Genomic DNA, 15,655 nt, shown 5'->3' with positions numbered 1-15,655 from the left:
GTGTTGGAGCTGTCGGGTGGTGCGGTGCGGTCGGTCTGGTGCGGTGGTGCGGGTGGTGCGGGTCGGTCCTCCTGCCAAGGTGCCGGTGAGGACCCCGGCGGTCAGCCGGTGGCTACGGGGGTTCGGTCCGGGCCGGGCTGTCCCGGCTGCTCGGTCTGGGCCGGCGGCGGCGGCGAGCTGGCCCGGGAGGCGCCGCGGGCCGCGTAGGCGACGGCGGCGATGATGATGACGCCCTGCATGACCGGCTGCGCGGTCGAGGGCAGGTCGAGCTGCACGAACAGCCGGTCGATGGCCTGGTAGGTCAGGGCGCCCGCGATCGCGGCCACCACGGTGCCCTTGCCGCCGCCCAGCACGACCCCACCCAGCACGACGGCGGTGATGGCCACGAACTCCAGACCGGTACCGACCTGGGCCGTGACGCCGGCGAAGCCGCCGATCAGGACGGCCGCCAGCGTGGCCATCAGGCTGGAGAAGACGAACGCCGTGGTGCGGACCTGCCACACCTTGACGCCGGCGTAGGCCGCGGCGGTGTCGTTGTCGCCCGTGCTGACCAGGGTGCGGCCGAACGGGGCGCGCATGACGAGCACGGCCAGCACGCCGACCGCGATCGCGATGAGCAGCGCCCACGGCAGCTGGCGGACCACGGGCATGTCGATGCCGCCACGGCCCCACTGCCGGAACGACTCCGACAGCGCACCGGTGGGCGCTCCGCCGGTCCACAGCCGCACGGCGCCGTTGAGCACCAGCAGCATGCCCAGCGTCGTGATGAACGACGGCACCCGCAACAGGGTGGTGACCAGGCCGTTGACCAGGCCGACCAGAATTCCGAAGCCGACCATCAGCAGCATGACCGGGACGGTCCGGCTCTCCTCGCCGTCGATCAGGCGGGCCGCGATGACGACCTGGGCGCCGACCAGGGCGCCGACCGACAGGTCGAACTCGCCCGACACGATGACGAAGTACTGCCCGATCGCGAGCACGATGAGCGGCGCCGCGGCGCGCAGGAACGACATCAGCGACGGCGGCTCGGCGAAGCCGGGGTTGAGCACCGTGATGGCCACGAGGACCACGACGAGCAGGGCGAAGATGGTTGCCGAGCCGCTCGTGGCCCGGCCCAGGCCGTCGCGCAGCGTCCGCACGGCGCTCATCGGGCCACCTCCTGGGACTCGGCCGGGTCGTTGCCTGGTGGTGGCGGCGGTGGTGGACCGTCGGCGAACCGTCTGCGGCTGGCGTTGGGGTCGATCTGACGGCGGGCGTACAGCGCGACGGCGGCGACGATGATCACGCCGCGCAGGACGTCGCGGAAGAACGGGTCGACCTGGAGCAGGTTGAACACCGTGTCCAGCGTGGCGAGGATCAGCACGCCGGCGACGGTGCCGGCGATGCCGCCGCGCCCGCCCATGAGCAGGGTCCCGCCGAGCACCACGGCTGCGATCGAGTCCAGGTCGTAGCCGGCGCTGTAGATCTGCACGGCCACCCCGGTGCTGAACCGGGAGGCCAGCAGCAGCCCGGCGATGCCGGCGGTGGTGGAGCACAGCACGTGGGCGAGGATCAGGGTGCGGTTGGTGCGGATCCCCGACAGCCGGGCGACGTCGGCGTTGCCACCCACCGCGAACATCGCGTACCCGGTCCGGGTCCTGTGCAGCAGCACGTAGGCCGCCACGGCCACCAGCAGCATGATCGCCGTCGACAGCGGGACGACCCCGATCCGGGTGTAGCCGAAGTTCTGGAAGACGGGGCCGGCCTCGCCCGCCGGGCCCTGGTACTGCGTGTCCAGGTAGCCCTTGATGATCAGGCCGACGCCGAGCGTGGTGATGAACGGGTTGACCTTCGCCTTGGTCACGAGCAGGCCGTTGACCAGGCCGACGCCCGCCGCCACGGCCAGGGCCGCGACGACGCCCAGCACGATCCGGTCCGCCTGGCCGGCCATCGTGGTGGCCCCGACGATGCTGGCCAGGGCCGCGACGTAGCCGACCGACAGGTCCAGCGACCGGTTGAGGATGACGAGGCTCTGCCCGATCGCGATGAACCCGAGCACGCTGGTGCGGCTGAGCATGTTGACCACGTTGTTGCCGGCCATCAGGTTGTCGCCCTGCAGGGCCACCAGGACGGTGCCGACGATGATGATGAGGACGAGGGCCGCGAAGATGACCGCCGTCGTGCCGGCCAGGTGGAGGCGGCGGTAGAACGGCGCCTTCGCGGGCGTGCTCGTGGGGCGCTCGCTGCTCACGGTGCTCACGGCGCGCTCACCGTCCCGGTGGCCATGGCCATCACGTCCTCCTCGTCGCAGCCGCCCGGCAGCTCACCGCTGATCCGGCCGTCGCGCAGCACCAGGACCCGGTCGGCCATGCCGATCACCTCGGTCAGCTCGGAGGAGATGAGCAGGACGGCGACGCCCTTGGCGCTCTCCTCGCGGATGATCTCGTAGACCGCCTGCTTGGCCCCGACGTCGATGCCCCGGGTGGGCTCGTCGAGGACCAGCACGGCGGGGTCGGTCACCAGCCACTTGGCCAGGACCACCTTCTGCTGGTTGCCGCCGGACAGGAACCGGACCTCGCGGGAGCCGGCCCGGGCCGTGAACTCCAGCGAGGACAGGATCCCGGGGATCGAGGCGGACCGGCGGGCGGCCTGGCGCGGCATGACCGCGTCCAGCACGAGCCGGGCGTTGGCGAGCACCCCCTGCTCGAGGGCCAGGCCCTGGGCCTTGCGGTCCTCGGTGACCAGGGCCAGACCGGCGCGGACGGCGTCGCGGGGCGAGCGCGGGCGCACGTCGGTGCCGTCCACCGACATCTGGCCGCGGGTGAACGGGGCGGTCCCGAACAGCGCGTTGGCGAGCTCGGTGCGACCGCTGCCCTGCAGCCCGGCGAGACCGACGACCTCACCGGCTCGCACGGTCAGGTCGATGCCGTCGACGTCGGCGTTGCCGGCCCCGCTCAGCCGCAGCCGGACGTCGCCGACCACGGTGGCCTCGCGCCGGTGCGGGAACCGCGCGCTCACCGAGCGCCCGACCATGTCGCGCACCAGCTCGTCGGGACTGGTGTCGACGGTGTCCACCGTCTGCACGAGCGCGCCGTCCTTGAGCACGGTGATCCGGTCGCACAGGTCGAAGATCTCGGCCAGGCGGTGCGAGACGTACAGGATCGCGATGCCGCGCTCCTTGAGGGTGCGGACCAGGCGGTAGAGCAGCTGCACCTCCGCGCCGGACAGCGCGGCGGTGGGCTCGTCCATGCTGATGACCCGCGCGTCGGTGGACAGGGCCTTGACGATCTCGACGACCTGCTGCTGGGCCACCGACAGCGAGCCGATCCGGCTGGTGGCCCGGATCCCGCCCACGCCCAGGTCGGCCAGCAGGGCCTCGGTGTCGCGGTTCATCTGGCGGGCGTCGACCAGGCCGAAGCGGCGCGGCTCGCGGCCCAGGTAGACGTTCTCGGCGACCGTGCGCTCCGGGAGCAGGTTGAACTCCTGGAACACCGTGGACACACCGGCCCGCTGCGCCTGCAGCGGGTGCTCGAACACCACGGGCCGGCCGTCGATCTCGACCGTGCCCCTGTCGGCCTTCTGCACCCCGGCCAGGATCTTCATGAGGGTCGACTTGCCGGCGCCGTTCTCGCCGACCAGGGCGTGCACCTCGCCGGCGCGCACCTCCATGTCGACGCCGTGCAGCACGTCGACGCCGAAGAACGACTTCACCACGCCCGTCATCCGGACCAGGGGCGCCCCGTCCGCGGCGCTCACGCGGCGACGTCCGTCCACTGCTGGGTCCGGACCGAGCGCAGCACCGCCTCGACGACGTCGACGGAGCGGGCCCCGTCGGCGAAGGTGGGCAGACCGGCGGGTGCCCGGCCGGCCACGGCGGCGGCGGTGTCGGCCACGAACGCGTCGAAGCAGTCCTGGTAGCCCTGGGCGTGCCCGGCCGGCAGCCGGTGGTACGGGGCGGCGTCGCTGCCGCCGGTGTCGGGGTCGCGGACCAGGCACTCCGAGGACGCGCGCCGGCCGTGCCACAGCTTCTCGGGCTGCTCCTGGTCGAAGGTCAGCGTGCCCTCGGCCCCCGACACCTCCAGCAGCAGCCGGTTCTTGCGGCCGGGCGAGACCTGGCTGATCACGGCCGCGCCGAGGATGCCGCCGTCGGTGCGCAGCTGCAGCGTCACCACGTCCTCGGTGGTGACCGCGCGGCTGCCGCGCTCGGCGTTGACGGTGGCGGCCTGGGCGCTGACCGCCAGGATCCGGTGGCCGGTGACGAACTCCAGCAGGTCGCACCAGTGCGAACCGATGTCGGCGAAGGCCCGGCTCGTGCCGCCCAGGGCGGGGTCGACGCGCCAGTTGTCGTCGGCGGCGTCGCTGAGCCAGTCCTGCAGGTACGACCCGTGGGCCAGGGTGATGCGGCCCAGGCCGCCCTCGCGGACGCGCTGGCGGGCCTCGCGGACCATGGGGTGGAAGCGGTAGACGAAGGGGACGGCGCCCACGAGGCCGGCGGCGGTCTGGGTGGCGACCAGCTCGCGCGCGGCCGCGGCGGTGGTGGCCAGCGGCTTCTCGCACACCACGTGCTTGCCCGCCGCGAGGGCGGCCATGGTGACCTCGTGGTGCAGGTGGTTGGGCGTGCACACGTGGATGACGTCGATGTCGTCGGCGTCGACCAGGGCGGCCACGTCGGCGTAGCCGCGCTGCGCACCGAGCCGTCCGGCCGCCTCGGCCGCCGTGTCGGCGCTGCCCGTGGTGACCCCGACCACCTGCCCGCCCGAGACGAGCACGGCCCGTGCGTGCACACGACCCATGAAGCCGGCGCCGACGATCCCGGCGCGATATCCCGTCGCAGACGTCACCGGCGTCGCACCGAGGTGCGCGGCAGGTGACGTTCTGACCGCATCCATGAGGCCCACGGGACGAACCTAGCGGACTTCCGCCGAACGTCAAGCAAAAGATGCGCGAGGGTGCCGCGATACTCGCGTCTGGTCAGTTTGTGGCGGGTTCGCATATCGTCGAAACATGGCCACGACCGTCACCGACCCATGGACGTCCCCGGGGGGGGCCGGACAGCTGCTCGCCCTGCTGCGCGACGGCGTGCCGCGTACCCGCTCGGAGCTGGCGGTGATGACGGGCATGTCCCGCTCGACCGTGGCCCAGCGGGTCGACGCCCTGCTCAGCAGCCGTCTCATCGGTCCGGCCGGGGACGCGGTGTCCACCGGTGGCCGACCCCCGACGCAGTTCGCGTTCAACCCCTCCTCGGGCCTCGTGCTCGCCGCCGACCTCGGCGCCACGTACGCCCGCCTCGGCGTCACCGACCTGGCCGGCCGCGTGCTGGACGAGGTGCGCGAGGACCTGGACATCGCCGCCGGGCCGGACCACGTCCTGGGCTGGGTGGTGGACCGCGGCCGCGGTCTCGTGGACCGGGTGTCCACCGGGGGCCAGCGCCTCGCCGGGGTCGGCATCGGCCTGCCCGGTCCCGTGGAGCACGCCACCGGGCGGCCCATCCAGCCTCCGATCATGCCTGGCTGGGACGGCTACGACGTCACCGCCCGGCTGCAGGGCGACCTGGGACCGATCGCCGTCGTCGACAACGACGTCAACGTCATGGCCCTGGGAGAGCACTTCACCACCTGGCCCGACGAGGACCACCTGGTCTTCGTCAAGGTCAGCACCGGCATCGGCTCCGGGATCATCGCCGACGGCCAGCTGCGGCGGGGGGCCCAGGGCGCCGCCGGCGACCTCGGCCACATCCAGGTGCCCCACGCCGACGACGTGCTGTGCCGCTGCGGCAACACCGGCTGCCTGGAGGCGGTCGCGGGCGGGGCGGCCCTGGTGACCCGGCTCGCGGCCAAGGGCCTGGACGTGCGCACCAGCCGCGACATCGCCGCGCTGGCCCGGGGCGGGAACGTCGAGGTCGTGCAGGTGCTCCGCGAGGCCGGGCGGTACATCGGCGAGGTGCTCGCCAACGTGGTCAGCATGCTCAACCCGTCGGTGATCGTGGTCGGCGGGTCGCTGGCCTCGGCCGGGGAGCACCTGCTGGCCGGCGTGCGCGAGGTGGTCTACCGGCGCTCGCTACCCCTGGCCACCCAGCACCTGCGCATCGTCCCCGGCAGCGCGGGCGAGCACGCCGGCATCGTCGGCTCCGCCGTCATGGTCATCGAGCGGGTGCTCTCGCCGGGTGAGGTCGACCGCGCGATCGGGTGAACCTGCCGGGCGCCGGCCGGCGCCCGGCAGCCTCCGGCACGCCGGTTAATGCTGCGGTCACAGCAGGTTTTGCTTGACCGTCGTCATAAGCCGAACATAGATTCGATCCTGCGACCGTTGCGGTCGTGGCGCCTCGAGGACGAGGCGCCGACACCGGGGGGCGCCGCAGCCCTCCCGTCGAGGAGGATCGATGCCCCACCGCCTGACCCCCCGCCGCTGGGCGGGGCTGCCGGTACTCACCGGCCTCGCCCTCGTGGCCTCGCTCGGCGTCGCGGTCCCCGCGTCCGCCGTCGTCGCCGACGACCCCCTGCCCCCGCAGGAGCCCGGTGCCACCATGCGCACCTACAGCACAGGACAGGGCCTGAGTGCGCTGTGCACCATCAAGGCCGGGTCGACGCCCAACGTCGACCGGCTGATCCCGGTGGTCGACCTGACCACGGCCGAGGACTTCGGCTTCGAGGACAACTTCCTCACGACGGTCGACGCCAACCTGACGGTCCCCGTCGAGGGCGAGTGGACCTTCCGGCTGACCAGCGACGACGGGTCGCGCCTCAGCGTCGCCGACCAGGTCGTCGTCGACAACGACGGCCTGCACGGCACCGTCTCGGTCGAGGGCACGGTCACGCTGACCGCGGGGGTGCACCCGCTGCTCGTCGAGTTCTTCGAGGCCGGTGGCGGCCAGCGCCTGCTGCTGGAGTGGCGCGCCCCCGGCGCGACGGACTTCGCGGTCGTCCCCACCTCCGCCATGAGCACCGAGGCCGGCGTGGTGCGGGTCACCGCCCCCGGCACCAAGTACTGCGAGGGCGCCGAGGACACCGCGGGCGACGGGCTCAAGCTCGACTCCGTGCACCCCGGCTACGACCTGGTCGACCTGCGCCCCGACGGCTTCGAGCCGATGGTCTCGGGCCTGGACCTGACCGACGGCGGCGAGCTCGTGGTGCTGACCTCCGGCGCCGTCAGCCCGGCCGGGTACCCGGACGAGCCCACCCCGGGCGAGGTCTTCCTGCTCGAGGACGTCGCCGACGCCGAGGGCCCCGACGACGTCACCTACACGAAGATCGCCACCGACCTGGTCACCCCGATGGGCGTCGACGTCATCGGCGACTCGATCTGGGTGTCGGAGAAGTACGGCCTGACCGAGCTCACCCCCGACACCGACGGCGACGGGCTGATGGAGCACCGCACGCACGCCGAGTGGCCCAGCGGCGGAAACTTCCACGAGTTCGCCTTCGGCCTGCTGCACGACGACGACTACTTCTACGTCAGCCGGTCCGTGGCCATCAACAACGGCGGTGCCACCACGAACCCGCAGCCGGGCGAGGACCCCGGCACGAGCATCAAGATCGACCGCGAGACCGGCGAGGTCAGCCTGGTCGCGGGCGGTCTGCGCACCCCCAACGGCATGGGCAGGGGCCCCGACGACGGTCTGTTCGTCATGGACAACCAGGGCTCCTGGCTGCCGGCGTCGAAGATGGTCCACATCAAGCAGGACCGGTTCTTCAACCACTACACCAACCCGGCCGGTCCGTTCGACGACCAGCCCGTCACCGAGCCGGTCGTCTGGGTCCCCCAGAACGAGATCGGCAACTCCCCCAGCACCCCGGTCATGGTCACCGAGGGCGTCTACGCGGGCCAGATGGTCTTCGGCGACGTCACCTACGGCGGTCTGCAGCGGGCGTTCCTGGAGGAGGTCGACGGTGAGTACCAGGGCGCCGTCTTCCGCCACACCGCGGGCCTGGAGGCCGGCGTCAACCGCACCATCATCGGTCCGGACGGCACGGTCTACGTCGGCGGCATCGGCGAGGCCGGCAACTGGAGCGAGCCGGGCAAGCTGCGCTACGGCCTGCAGAAGCTGACCCCCAACGGCGGCGGCACCTTCGACATGCAGTCGATGGAGGTCGTCGAGGGCGGCTTCGAGATCACCTACACCGAGCCGCTGTCCGACGAGACCGTCGCCGACATCGAGTCCTCCTTCGAGATCCAGCAGTGGCGCTACCTGCCCACGCCGTCCTACGGCGGCCCCAAGATCGACGAGGAGCCGCTGTTCGTCGACGAGGCCACGGTGTCGGAGGACCGCACCAGCGTCACGCTGCAGATCGAGGGCCTGAAGCCCGGCCGCGTCGTGCACCTGCGCTCCCCGCGGCCCTTCGCCTCCGCCGACGGCACCGAGCTGTGGAACACCGAGGCCTGGTACACCCTCAACTCCTACCCCGGCTACGAGGCGCCCGCCGACCGCGGGTACTACGAGGCCGAGGAGGCGACGCTCCGCTTCGGCGCGAGCGTGGCCGTCGACCACAGCGGCTACTCCGGCAACGGCTTCGCGGCCGGCTTCTCCAACGAGGGAGCGGAGCTGACCTTCACGACCTCCGTCGAGGAGGCCGGCACCTACCCGGTCAACGTCCGCTTCGCCAACGGCCCCAACCCGTTCGCCGGGGACAAGACCGTCGCGCTCTACGTCAACGGCGAGAAGCTCGACCCGGTCACGTTCCCCGACACCGTCGACTGGAAGTCGTGGACGTGGCTGACCCGGGACCTGGCCCTGCAGGCCGGGGACAACACCATCACGTTCTCCTACGACGACGACGTCGACGGCAACGTCAACATCGACGTCCTGTCCGTCGGCGACCAGCGCGACATCTGCACCCCCGCCCCGGCGGACGAGGGCTACACGTCCCTGTTCGACGGCACGCTGGCCTCGCTCGAGAGCTGGCGGATGGCGGGGCCGGGCTCGTTCGGCCGCGTCGACGACTGCAGCATCCGCGGTGAGGGCGGCCTCGGGCTGCTGTGGTTCACCGAGCAGCAGTTCAGCGACCAGTACACGCTGGCCCTGGACTGGAAGCTCGTCAAGGACGACAACGGCGGCGTGTTCGTCGGCTTCCCCAACCCGGGCAACGACCCGTGGGTGGCCGTCGACAACGGCTACGAGATCCAGATCGACGCCACCGACGCCGACGACCGCACCACCGGCGCGGTCTACACCTTCCAGGGCGCGGACCTCGACGCGGTGGAGCAGGCCCTCAACCCGGTCGGCCGCTGGAACTCCTACGAGATCCAGGTCGACGGCGACCGCATCCGGATCACGCTCAACGGGACGCTGGTCAACGACTTCACCAGCACCGACCCCGCCCGCGACCTGGCCGGCTTCATCGGCGTCCAGAACCACGGCGGCGGCGAGACGGTCTACTACCGCGACATCCAGATCAAGGGCGGCGTCGACTTCTCCGGCACGTACGAGGCCGAGGACGCCGAGCTGCTGGGCAGCGCGAGGGTCGGCACGGAGCACGCCGGGTTCTCCGGCGCGGGCTACGTGCAGGGCATCGAAAACGTGGGTGCCGGGGTGACCTTCGACGTGGAGGTCGACGCCGACGGCACGTACCCCCTGTACCTCGGCTACGCCAACGGCCCGAACCCGTTCGACGGCGACAAGACCATGTCGCTGTACGTCAACGGCCAGGAGCAGGACGAGCTCGTCCTGCCCCGCCTGGGCGACTGGAAGACCTGGGGCACCGTGAGCCGCTCGGTGCAGCTGCAGGAGGGCGCGAACTCCGTCACCGTCGTCTACGAGGACGGTGACGACGGCAACGTGAACCTCGACGTCCTGCGGGTCGGCGAGGTCCAGGTCGAGCCGGTGTACATCGGCACCTACGAGGCCGAGGACGCGACGTTCGGCGGCAACGCGAGCACCAGCACGGAGCACGCCGGGTACTCCGGCAGCGGCTACGTGCAGGGCTTCTGGGAGCAGGGCGCCGAGGTCACCTTCGACGTCGAGGTGCCGGAGCGCGGTCGCTACCCGCTCAACCTGCGCTACGCCAACGGCCCCAACCCGTTCGACGGGGACAAGACGGTCTCGATGTACGTCAACGGCACCGAGGTGGAGCAGCTCGTGCTGCCCCGCACCGGCACCTGGGCGACCTGGGCGACCGTGGTCCGCGAGGCCGTCCTGCAGGAGGGCGCCAACACGGTGACCATCCGCTTCGAGGACGGGGACGACGGCAACGTCAACCTCGACGTCCTCAAGGTCGGCGAGTCCCTGGGCCCGGTCGTCATCGGCAGCTACGAGGCCGAGGACGCCGAGCTGGCCGGCAGCGCCAACCCCAGCACGGAGCACGCCGGGTACTCCGGCACCGGCTACGTGCAGGGCATGGGCGACGTCGGCGCGGGGGTGACCTTCGAGGTCGAGGCGCCGGCGGACGGGACCTACCCGCTGCACCTGCTCTACTCCAACGGCCCCAACCCGTTCGACGGGGACAAGACCGTGTCGCTGTACGTCAACGGCGACAAGCTCGACCAGTGGCTGCTGCCCCGCACCGGCACCTGGAAGGTCTGGGCCACGGCCGTGCGCGAGGTCGTCCTCGACGAGGGCACCAACACGGTGTCGATCCGCAAGGACGACGGCGACGACGGCCACGTCAACCTCGACGCGCTCCTCGTCGAGGCGGCCGTGGACTCCGAGGAGCCGGACACCACCGCCCCCGTGACCGAGGCGAGCGTCTCGGGCACCCCGGTGGAGGGCTGGTACACCACCGAGCCCACCGTCACGCTCACCGCGACCGACGACGGCGACGTCGCCGGCACGGAGATGTCGCTCGACGGCGGCGACTGGGTGGCCTACACCGAGCCGGTCACCGTGTCCGGCGAGGGCGAGCACGTCCTGCGGTTCCGCTCCACCGACGCCGCGGGCAACGTGGAGGAGGCGCAGAGCATCGAGCTCCGCGTCGACACCCGCGCGCCGGAGGTCACGTGGGACGGCGAGACGTCGTACACGGTCGACCAGGACGTCGCCCTGACGTGCTCGGCCGTGGACCCGGAGCCGGGCTCCGGCCTGGCCGAGGACACCTGCGCCGACGTCGACGGCCGGGCCTGGTCGTTCGGGCTCGGTGAGCACGAGGTCACCGCCTCGGCCACCGACGTCGCGGGCAGCACGGGCACGGCCAGCGCCACCTTCACCGTCGAGGTGACGTTCGACTCGATGCGGTCGGTCGTCGCCGAGCTGGTGGACGACCCCAAGGTCGTCGCGGCGCTCGACAAGCGCCTCGACTCCGCCGAGGCCACGGGCCGTCCGGCGACCCGGGCGAGCATGCTCGCGGCCTTCGAGCGGCAGCTGGCCGGCCAGGTCAGGCGCTCGGTCTCCGCCGAGCACGCCGAGCTGCTGACCACCTTCAGCGAGGCGCTCCGCTGACCGGTCGTCCCGGCCGACCCCCACGGTCGGCCGGGACGACGTAGCGCGGCCGAGGCCGGTCCCCGACGGTGACGACACACCGTCGGGGACCGGCCTCTCTCGTGCCCGGCCCCGTCAGACGGAGCCGACCTCGTCCCGGTGCAGGGTCGGCGCGGGTCTCAGCCGGCCTGCACCAGCGCCTGGCGCAGGGCGGTCCAGCCCAGCAGGGCGCACTTGACCCGGGCCGGGTACCGCGCGACCCCGGCGAAGGCGGGCGCGTCGCCCAGCGCCTCGGCCAGGTCCGCGGGCAGCCGCTCCATGGGGTCCATGGTGGTCTCGCCCCGCACGGCCGAGGTCACGATCTCGTGGAACGCCTGGTAGGCCCGGGCGGCGTCCCCGGCGCTGCGCCCGGTGAGGGCCTCGACCATGACCGAGGCCGACGCCTGGCTGATCGAGCAGCCCACCGCCTCGTAGGACACGTCGGCCAGGGCCCGCTCCGCCCCCTGGCCGTCGCCCAGGCGCAGCCGCAGGGTCACCTCGTCGCCGCAGATCGGGTTGACCTGGTGCACCTCGGTGTCGAAGGGCTCCCGCAGCCCGGTCAGCCGAGGTCGCCGTGAGTGGTCGAGGATCGTCTCGCGGTACAGCTCCTGCAGGTCCATCAGCGCGTTCCTCCGGTCGACGGGGCGCCCGCGGCGACCCGCAGGGGGGCCACCCCGAAGAACTCCTGCGTCGCCCGCACCCCCGCGAGCAGCGCGTCCACGTCGGCCTCGGTGGAGTAGACGTGGGTGCTGGCCCGGACGGTGGCCTGCAGGCCGAGGCGACGGTGCAGCGGCCAGGCGCAGTGGTGCCCGACCCGCACGGCCACGCCGGCGTCGTCCAGCACCTGCCCGACGTCGTGGGCGTGGACGCCGTCGACCACGAACGCGACCGTGCCGCCGCGCCCGGCGAGGGCGGCCGCGGTGGTGCCGGTGGGCCCGGCGACGCGCACCCCGCCCAGCTCGGCCAGCCCGGTCAGGATGCGGCCGGTCAGCTCCTGCTCGTGGGCGGCCACGCGGTCCATGCCGATGGCCGTCAGGTAGTCGCAGGCGGCGGCCAGGCCGACGGCCTGGGAGACCATCGGCACGCCGGCCTCGAACTTCTGCGGCGGCGGCGCGAACGTCGAGCGCTCCATGGTGACCGTCTCGATCATCGACCCGCCGGTCAGGAACGGCGGCAGCGCCTCGAGCAGGTCGCGGCGGGCCCACATCACGCCGATGCCGGTCGGCCCGAGCATCTTGTGCCCGCTGAACACGGCGACGTCGACCCCCAGGGCGGGCAGGTCGACCGGCAGGTGGGGCACGGACTGGCAGGCGTCCAGCAGCACGAGCGCGCCGACGGCCCGGGCCCGGGCCACGAGCTCGGCCACGGGGTTGACCGTGCCCAGCACGTTGGAGGTGTGCACGAAGGCCAGCACCTTGGTGCGCGGCGACAGCTCGATGCCGTCCAGGTCCAGCTCGCCGCCGTCGGTGACGCCGTACCAGCGCAGCGTCGCCCCGGTCCGCCGGCACAGCTCCTGCCAGGGCACGAGGTTGGCGTGGTGCTCCATCTCGGTGACGACGACCTCGTCGCCCGGCCCGAGGGCCAGGGCCTGCGCCCCGGGCGTGGTGGCGGCGTTGCCCAGGCTGTACGCGAGCAGGTTGACGCCCTCGGTCGCGTTCTTGGTCAGCACCACCTCCTCGGGCGTGGCCCCGACGAACCGGGCGATGGTGGCCCGGGCCTGCTCGTAGGCGTCGGTGGCCTCCTCGGCCAGCGCGTGGGCCCCGCGGTGCACCGCCGCGTTGCTCGTGGTGACGAATCTGCGTTCGGCGTCCAGCACCGCCAGCGGTCGCTGCGAGGTGGCCCCGGAGTCCAGGTACACCAGCCGCTTGCCGTCGCGCACGGTGCGGCCGAGGACAGGGAAGTCGTCGACGAGGTCGGGTCCGGGGAGTCTGGTCGCCACGCCCCGACTGTACGCCCAATACGTCCACCCGCCCTGACCTAAATCCGTGGCCGGGCCCGGAGGGCCCTGGCAGACTCCCCCGGTGTCCGCCACCCTGCTCGCCCGCGACCTCGCCGCCGGCCACGCCGAGCGCACGCTGTTCTCCGGCCTGGACCTGGTCGTCGCCCCCGGTGACGTCGTGGGCCTGGTGGGCGCCAACGGCGCGGGCAAGTCCACGCTGCTGCGGGTGCTGGCCGGCGAGGCCGAGCCCGACGCGGGCGAGGTCCGGCTCAGCCCGGCCAGCGCCGTGGTCGGCCACCTGGCGCAGGAGCCGGAGCGGCGCGAGGGCGAGAGCCTGCGCGGCTACCTGGCCCGACGGACCGGGGTTGCCGCGGCCCAGCAGCGCCTCGACGCCGCGACCGAGGCGCTGAGCGCCGGGAGCGACGGCGCCGACGACGAGTACGCCACGGCCCTGGAGCAGTGGCTGGCGCTGGGGGCCGCCGACCTCGACGACCGGCTGCCCGCCGTGCTGGCCGAGGTCCGCCTGGACGTCGAGGTGGACCTGGCCATGACGGCGCTGTCGGGCGGGCAGGCCGCCCGGGCCGGGCTGGCCGCGCTGCTGCTGAGCCGCTTCGACGTCGTGCTGCTCGACGAGCCGACCAACGACCTCGACCTGGACGGCCTGGCCCTGCTGGAGCGCTTCGTGCAGGGGCTGCGGGCCGGGACGGTCCTGGTCAGCCACGACCGGGAGTTCCTGGCCCGGACCGTCACCCGGGTCGTCGAGCTGGACCTGGCCCAGCAGCAGGTCAACGTCTACGGCGGCGGCTACGAGTCGTACCTGGCCGAGCGCGAGGTCGCCCGGCGCCGGGCCCGGGAGGCCTACGACGCGTACTCCGACACCGTCGAGGGGCTGCAGGCCCGCTCGCGCATGCAGCGGGGCTGGGCCGACAAGGGCACCCGCAACGCCATGAGCAAGGCCGCCCGCCGGGGCGAGCCGGACAAGAACATCCGCGCCCACATGAAGGCGACCAGCGAGAAGCAGGCCGGCAAGGCCCGGCAGACCGACCGCATGATCGAGCGGCTGGAGGAGGTCGAGGAGCCCCGCAAGGAGTGGGAGCTCCGGTACTCCATCGCCTCGGCCCCCGGCGGCAGCAGCGTCGTGCTGACGGCCCGCGGGGCCGTGGCCCGGCGTGGCTCGTTCACGCTGGGCCCGGTGGACCTGCAGGTCGACGCCGGCGACCGGGTCGCGGTGACCGGCGCCAACGGCAGCGGCAAGACGACCCTGCTGGCCCTGCTGCTGGGCCGGCTGGAGCCTGACGCGGGGACGGTGTCGCGCGGCACGTCGGTCGAGGTCGGCGAGGTCGACCAGGTCCGGGCCGTGCTGACCGGCTCCGAGTCCCTGCTGGAGGCGGTCCGGGCCCACCTGCCCGACGAGCCCCCGGCGGAGGTCCGCACCCTGCTGGCCAAGTTCGGGCTCAAGGCCGCCCACGTCGACCGTCCGGTCGGCAGCCTGTCCCCGGGCGAGCGCACCCGGGCCGCCCTGGCCCTGCTGCAGGCCCGCGGCGTCAACCTGCTCGTGCTCGACGAGCCGACCAACCACCTGGACCTGCCGGCCATCGAGCAGCTGGAGAGCGCGCTGGAGGCCTACACCGGCACCCTGCTGCTGGTCAGCCACGACCGCCGGCTGCTGGAGCAGGTCCGCCTGGACCGGCGCTGGGCCGTCGAGGCGGGCCGGGTCAGCGAGACCTGAGCCCGACCGGTGTGCTCTGCGCCGTACCGGTCCACGCCCGCGCCGACCGCGGCCGGGTCCTGCGCCGTACCGACCGGCGACACGACACGCGGGTCGGCCGGTCGACGACGCCCCGGCCGGGCACCTGTGTCGCTGGCCGGTACGCCCGGGACGGGCCGCCTCAGCGGATGTCGGCGCTCTCGCCGTACAGGTGGAAGTGGGCCACGGCCTCGCGGCGGGCGATCTTCCAGCGGCCGTGCTCACGCACGTACGTGTCCTTGTAGGTGCCGCCGCCGCGCACCCAGCGCCCGTCGGTCATCTCGACCGTGACGTCGACGTCGGACTCGCCCGTGGCGCGGTCCTCGCCGGGCTCGACGTCGAGCACGAGGTTGGCGCTCCAGTGGTGCATCTGACCGAACGCGTCCCACTGCCGCTGGGCCGCGGCGAGGATCGCGTCGTGGCCGCGGAACACCTCGTCGGGGCCGACCTGCCACACGCCGTCGGCCGCCCACACCGACAGGAACCGCTCTGCGTCGCGCTTGTCGACGCCGTGGCAGTACTCGTGCACCAGCCGCGTGATCTCCGACTCGGACAGCAGCTGGTCGATGGCGGCACGGGCGTCGGCGTCCATCACGGCACCCTA

At 73.0% G+C, this 15,655-nt stretch carries 10 protein-coding genes; 3 read left to right on the top strand and 7 right to left on the bottom strand.

Annotation, left to right across the window (positions count from 1 at the left end):
• Window positions 1-101 precede the first annotated feature (101 nt).
• The 4 genes from SJY06_RS08880 to SJY06_RS08865 are packed head-to-tail and all read right to left on the bottom strand — an operon-like array spanning window position 102 to window position 4,868.
• The gene (locus tag SJY06_RS08880) at window positions 102-1,148 is read right to left on the bottom strand and encodes an ABC transporter permease (protein ID WP_380166681.1); all 1,047 of its coding nucleotides are present in this window, start codon (window positions 1,146-1,148) and stop codon (window positions 102-104) included.
• Window positions 1,145-2,239 carry an ABC transporter permease gene (locus SJY06_RS08875; RefSeq protein ID WP_380166679.1) on the bottom strand — a complete coding sequence of 365 codons (1,095 nt, stop codon included), beginning with the start codon at window positions 2,237-2,239 and terminating at the stop codon, window positions 1,145-1,147. Before SJY06_RS08875 ends, SJY06_RS08880 begins: the two co-directional genes overlap by 4 nt.
• Window positions 2,236-3,735, bottom strand: a complete 1,500-nt coding sequence (locus tag SJY06_RS08870; protein ID WP_380166677.1) for a sugar ABC transporter ATP-binding protein — start codon at window positions 3,733-3,735, stop codon at window positions 2,236-2,238. Before SJY06_RS08870 ends, SJY06_RS08875 begins: the two co-directional genes overlap by 4 nt.
• Complete coding sequence (locus tag SJY06_RS08865) at window positions 3,732-4,868, bottom strand: Gfo/Idh/MocA family protein (protein WP_380166675.1); 1,137 nt, start codon at window positions 4,866-4,868, stop codon at window positions 3,732-3,734. The genes SJY06_RS08870 and SJY06_RS08865 overlap by 4 nt, the downstream gene beginning before the upstream one ends.
• Before the next feature lie 115 nt (window positions 4,869-4,983).
• Here SJY06_RS08865 and SJY06_RS08860 point away from each other — a divergent pair, with 115 nt between their 5' ends.
• Window positions 4,984-6,168, top strand: a complete 1,185-nt coding sequence (locus tag SJY06_RS08860; protein WP_380166673.1) for an ROK family protein — start codon at window positions 4,984-4,986, stop codon at window positions 6,166-6,168.
• Between the two features lie 190 nt (window positions 6,169-6,358).
• The gene (locus tag SJY06_RS08855; protein ID WP_380166671.1) at window positions 6,359-11,347 is read left to right on the top strand and encodes a CBM35 domain-containing protein; all 4,989 of its coding nucleotides are present in this window, start codon (window positions 6,359-6,361) and stop codon (window positions 11,345-11,347) included.
• Between the two features lie 158 nt (window positions 11,348-11,505).
• Here SJY06_RS08855 and sufU read toward each other — a convergent pair whose 3' ends face one another.
• Both sufU and SJY06_RS08845 read right to left on the bottom strand, forming a co-directional pair.
• A complete protein-coding gene (gene sufU / locus SJY06_RS08850; RefSeq protein ID WP_380166669.1) occupies window positions 11,506-11,985 on the bottom strand; it encodes a Fe-S cluster assembly sulfur transfer protein SufU in 480 nt (159 codons plus the stop codon).
• Window positions 11,985-13,304, bottom strand: a complete 1,320-nt coding sequence (locus SJY06_RS08845; RefSeq protein ID WP_380166667.1) for a SufS family cysteine desulfurase — start codon at window positions 13,302-13,304, stop codon at window positions 11,985-11,987. Before SJY06_RS08845 ends, sufU begins: the two co-directional genes overlap by 1 nt.
• Window positions 13,305-13,386: 82 nt before the next feature.
• Here SJY06_RS08845 and SJY06_RS08840 point away from each other — a divergent pair, with 82 nt between their 5' ends.
• A complete protein-coding gene (locus tag SJY06_RS08840; protein WP_380166665.1) occupies window positions 13,387-15,033 on the top strand; it encodes an ABC-F family ATP-binding cassette domain-containing protein in 1,647 nt (548 codons plus the stop codon).
• 160 nt (window positions 15,034-15,193) lie between these two features.
• Here the strand turns inward: SJY06_RS08840 and SJY06_RS08835 are convergent, their stop codons facing one another.
• Complete coding sequence (locus SJY06_RS08835) at window positions 15,194-15,643, bottom strand: nuclear transport factor 2 family protein (protein WP_380166663.1); 450 nt, start codon at window positions 15,641-15,643, stop codon at window positions 15,194-15,196.
• Between the last annotated feature and the right edge of the window lie 12 nt (window positions 15,644-15,655).

It is taken from the genome of Jannaschia sp. R86511 (assembly GCF_042466345.1).
GTDB lineage: Bacteria > Actinomycetota > Actinomycetes > Actinomycetales > JBBAYJ01 > Aquipuribacter.
This window is presented reverse-complemented; position numbering and strand designations above follow the sequence as displayed.

Excerpts from the sequence above, each read along its gene's own strand:
- SJY06_RS08880 (WP_380166681.1), bottom strand. The coding sequence starts at position 1,148 with ATGAGCGCCGTGCGGACGCTGCGCGACGGCCTGGGCCGGGCCACGAGC.
- SJY06_RS08865 (WP_380166675.1), bottom strand. The coding sequence starts at position 4,868 with ATGGATGCGGTCAGAACGTCACCTGCCGCGCACCTCGGTGCGACGCCG.
- SJY06_RS08860 (WP_380166673.1), top strand. The coding sequence starts at position 4,984 with ATGGCCACGACCGTCACCGACCCATGGACGTCCCCGGGGGGGGCCGGA.
- SJY06_RS08855 (WP_380166671.1), top strand. The coding sequence starts at position 6,359 with ATGCCCCACCGCCTGACCCCCCGCCGCTGGGCGGGGCTGCCGGTACTC.
- sufU (WP_380166669.1), bottom strand. The coding sequence starts at position 11,985 with ATGGACCTGCAGGAGCTGTACCGCGAGACGATCCTCGACCACTCACGG.
- SJY06_RS08835 (WP_380166663.1), bottom strand. The coding sequence starts at position 15,643 with ATGGACGCCGACGCCCGTGCCGCCATCGACCAGCTGCTGTCCGAGTCG.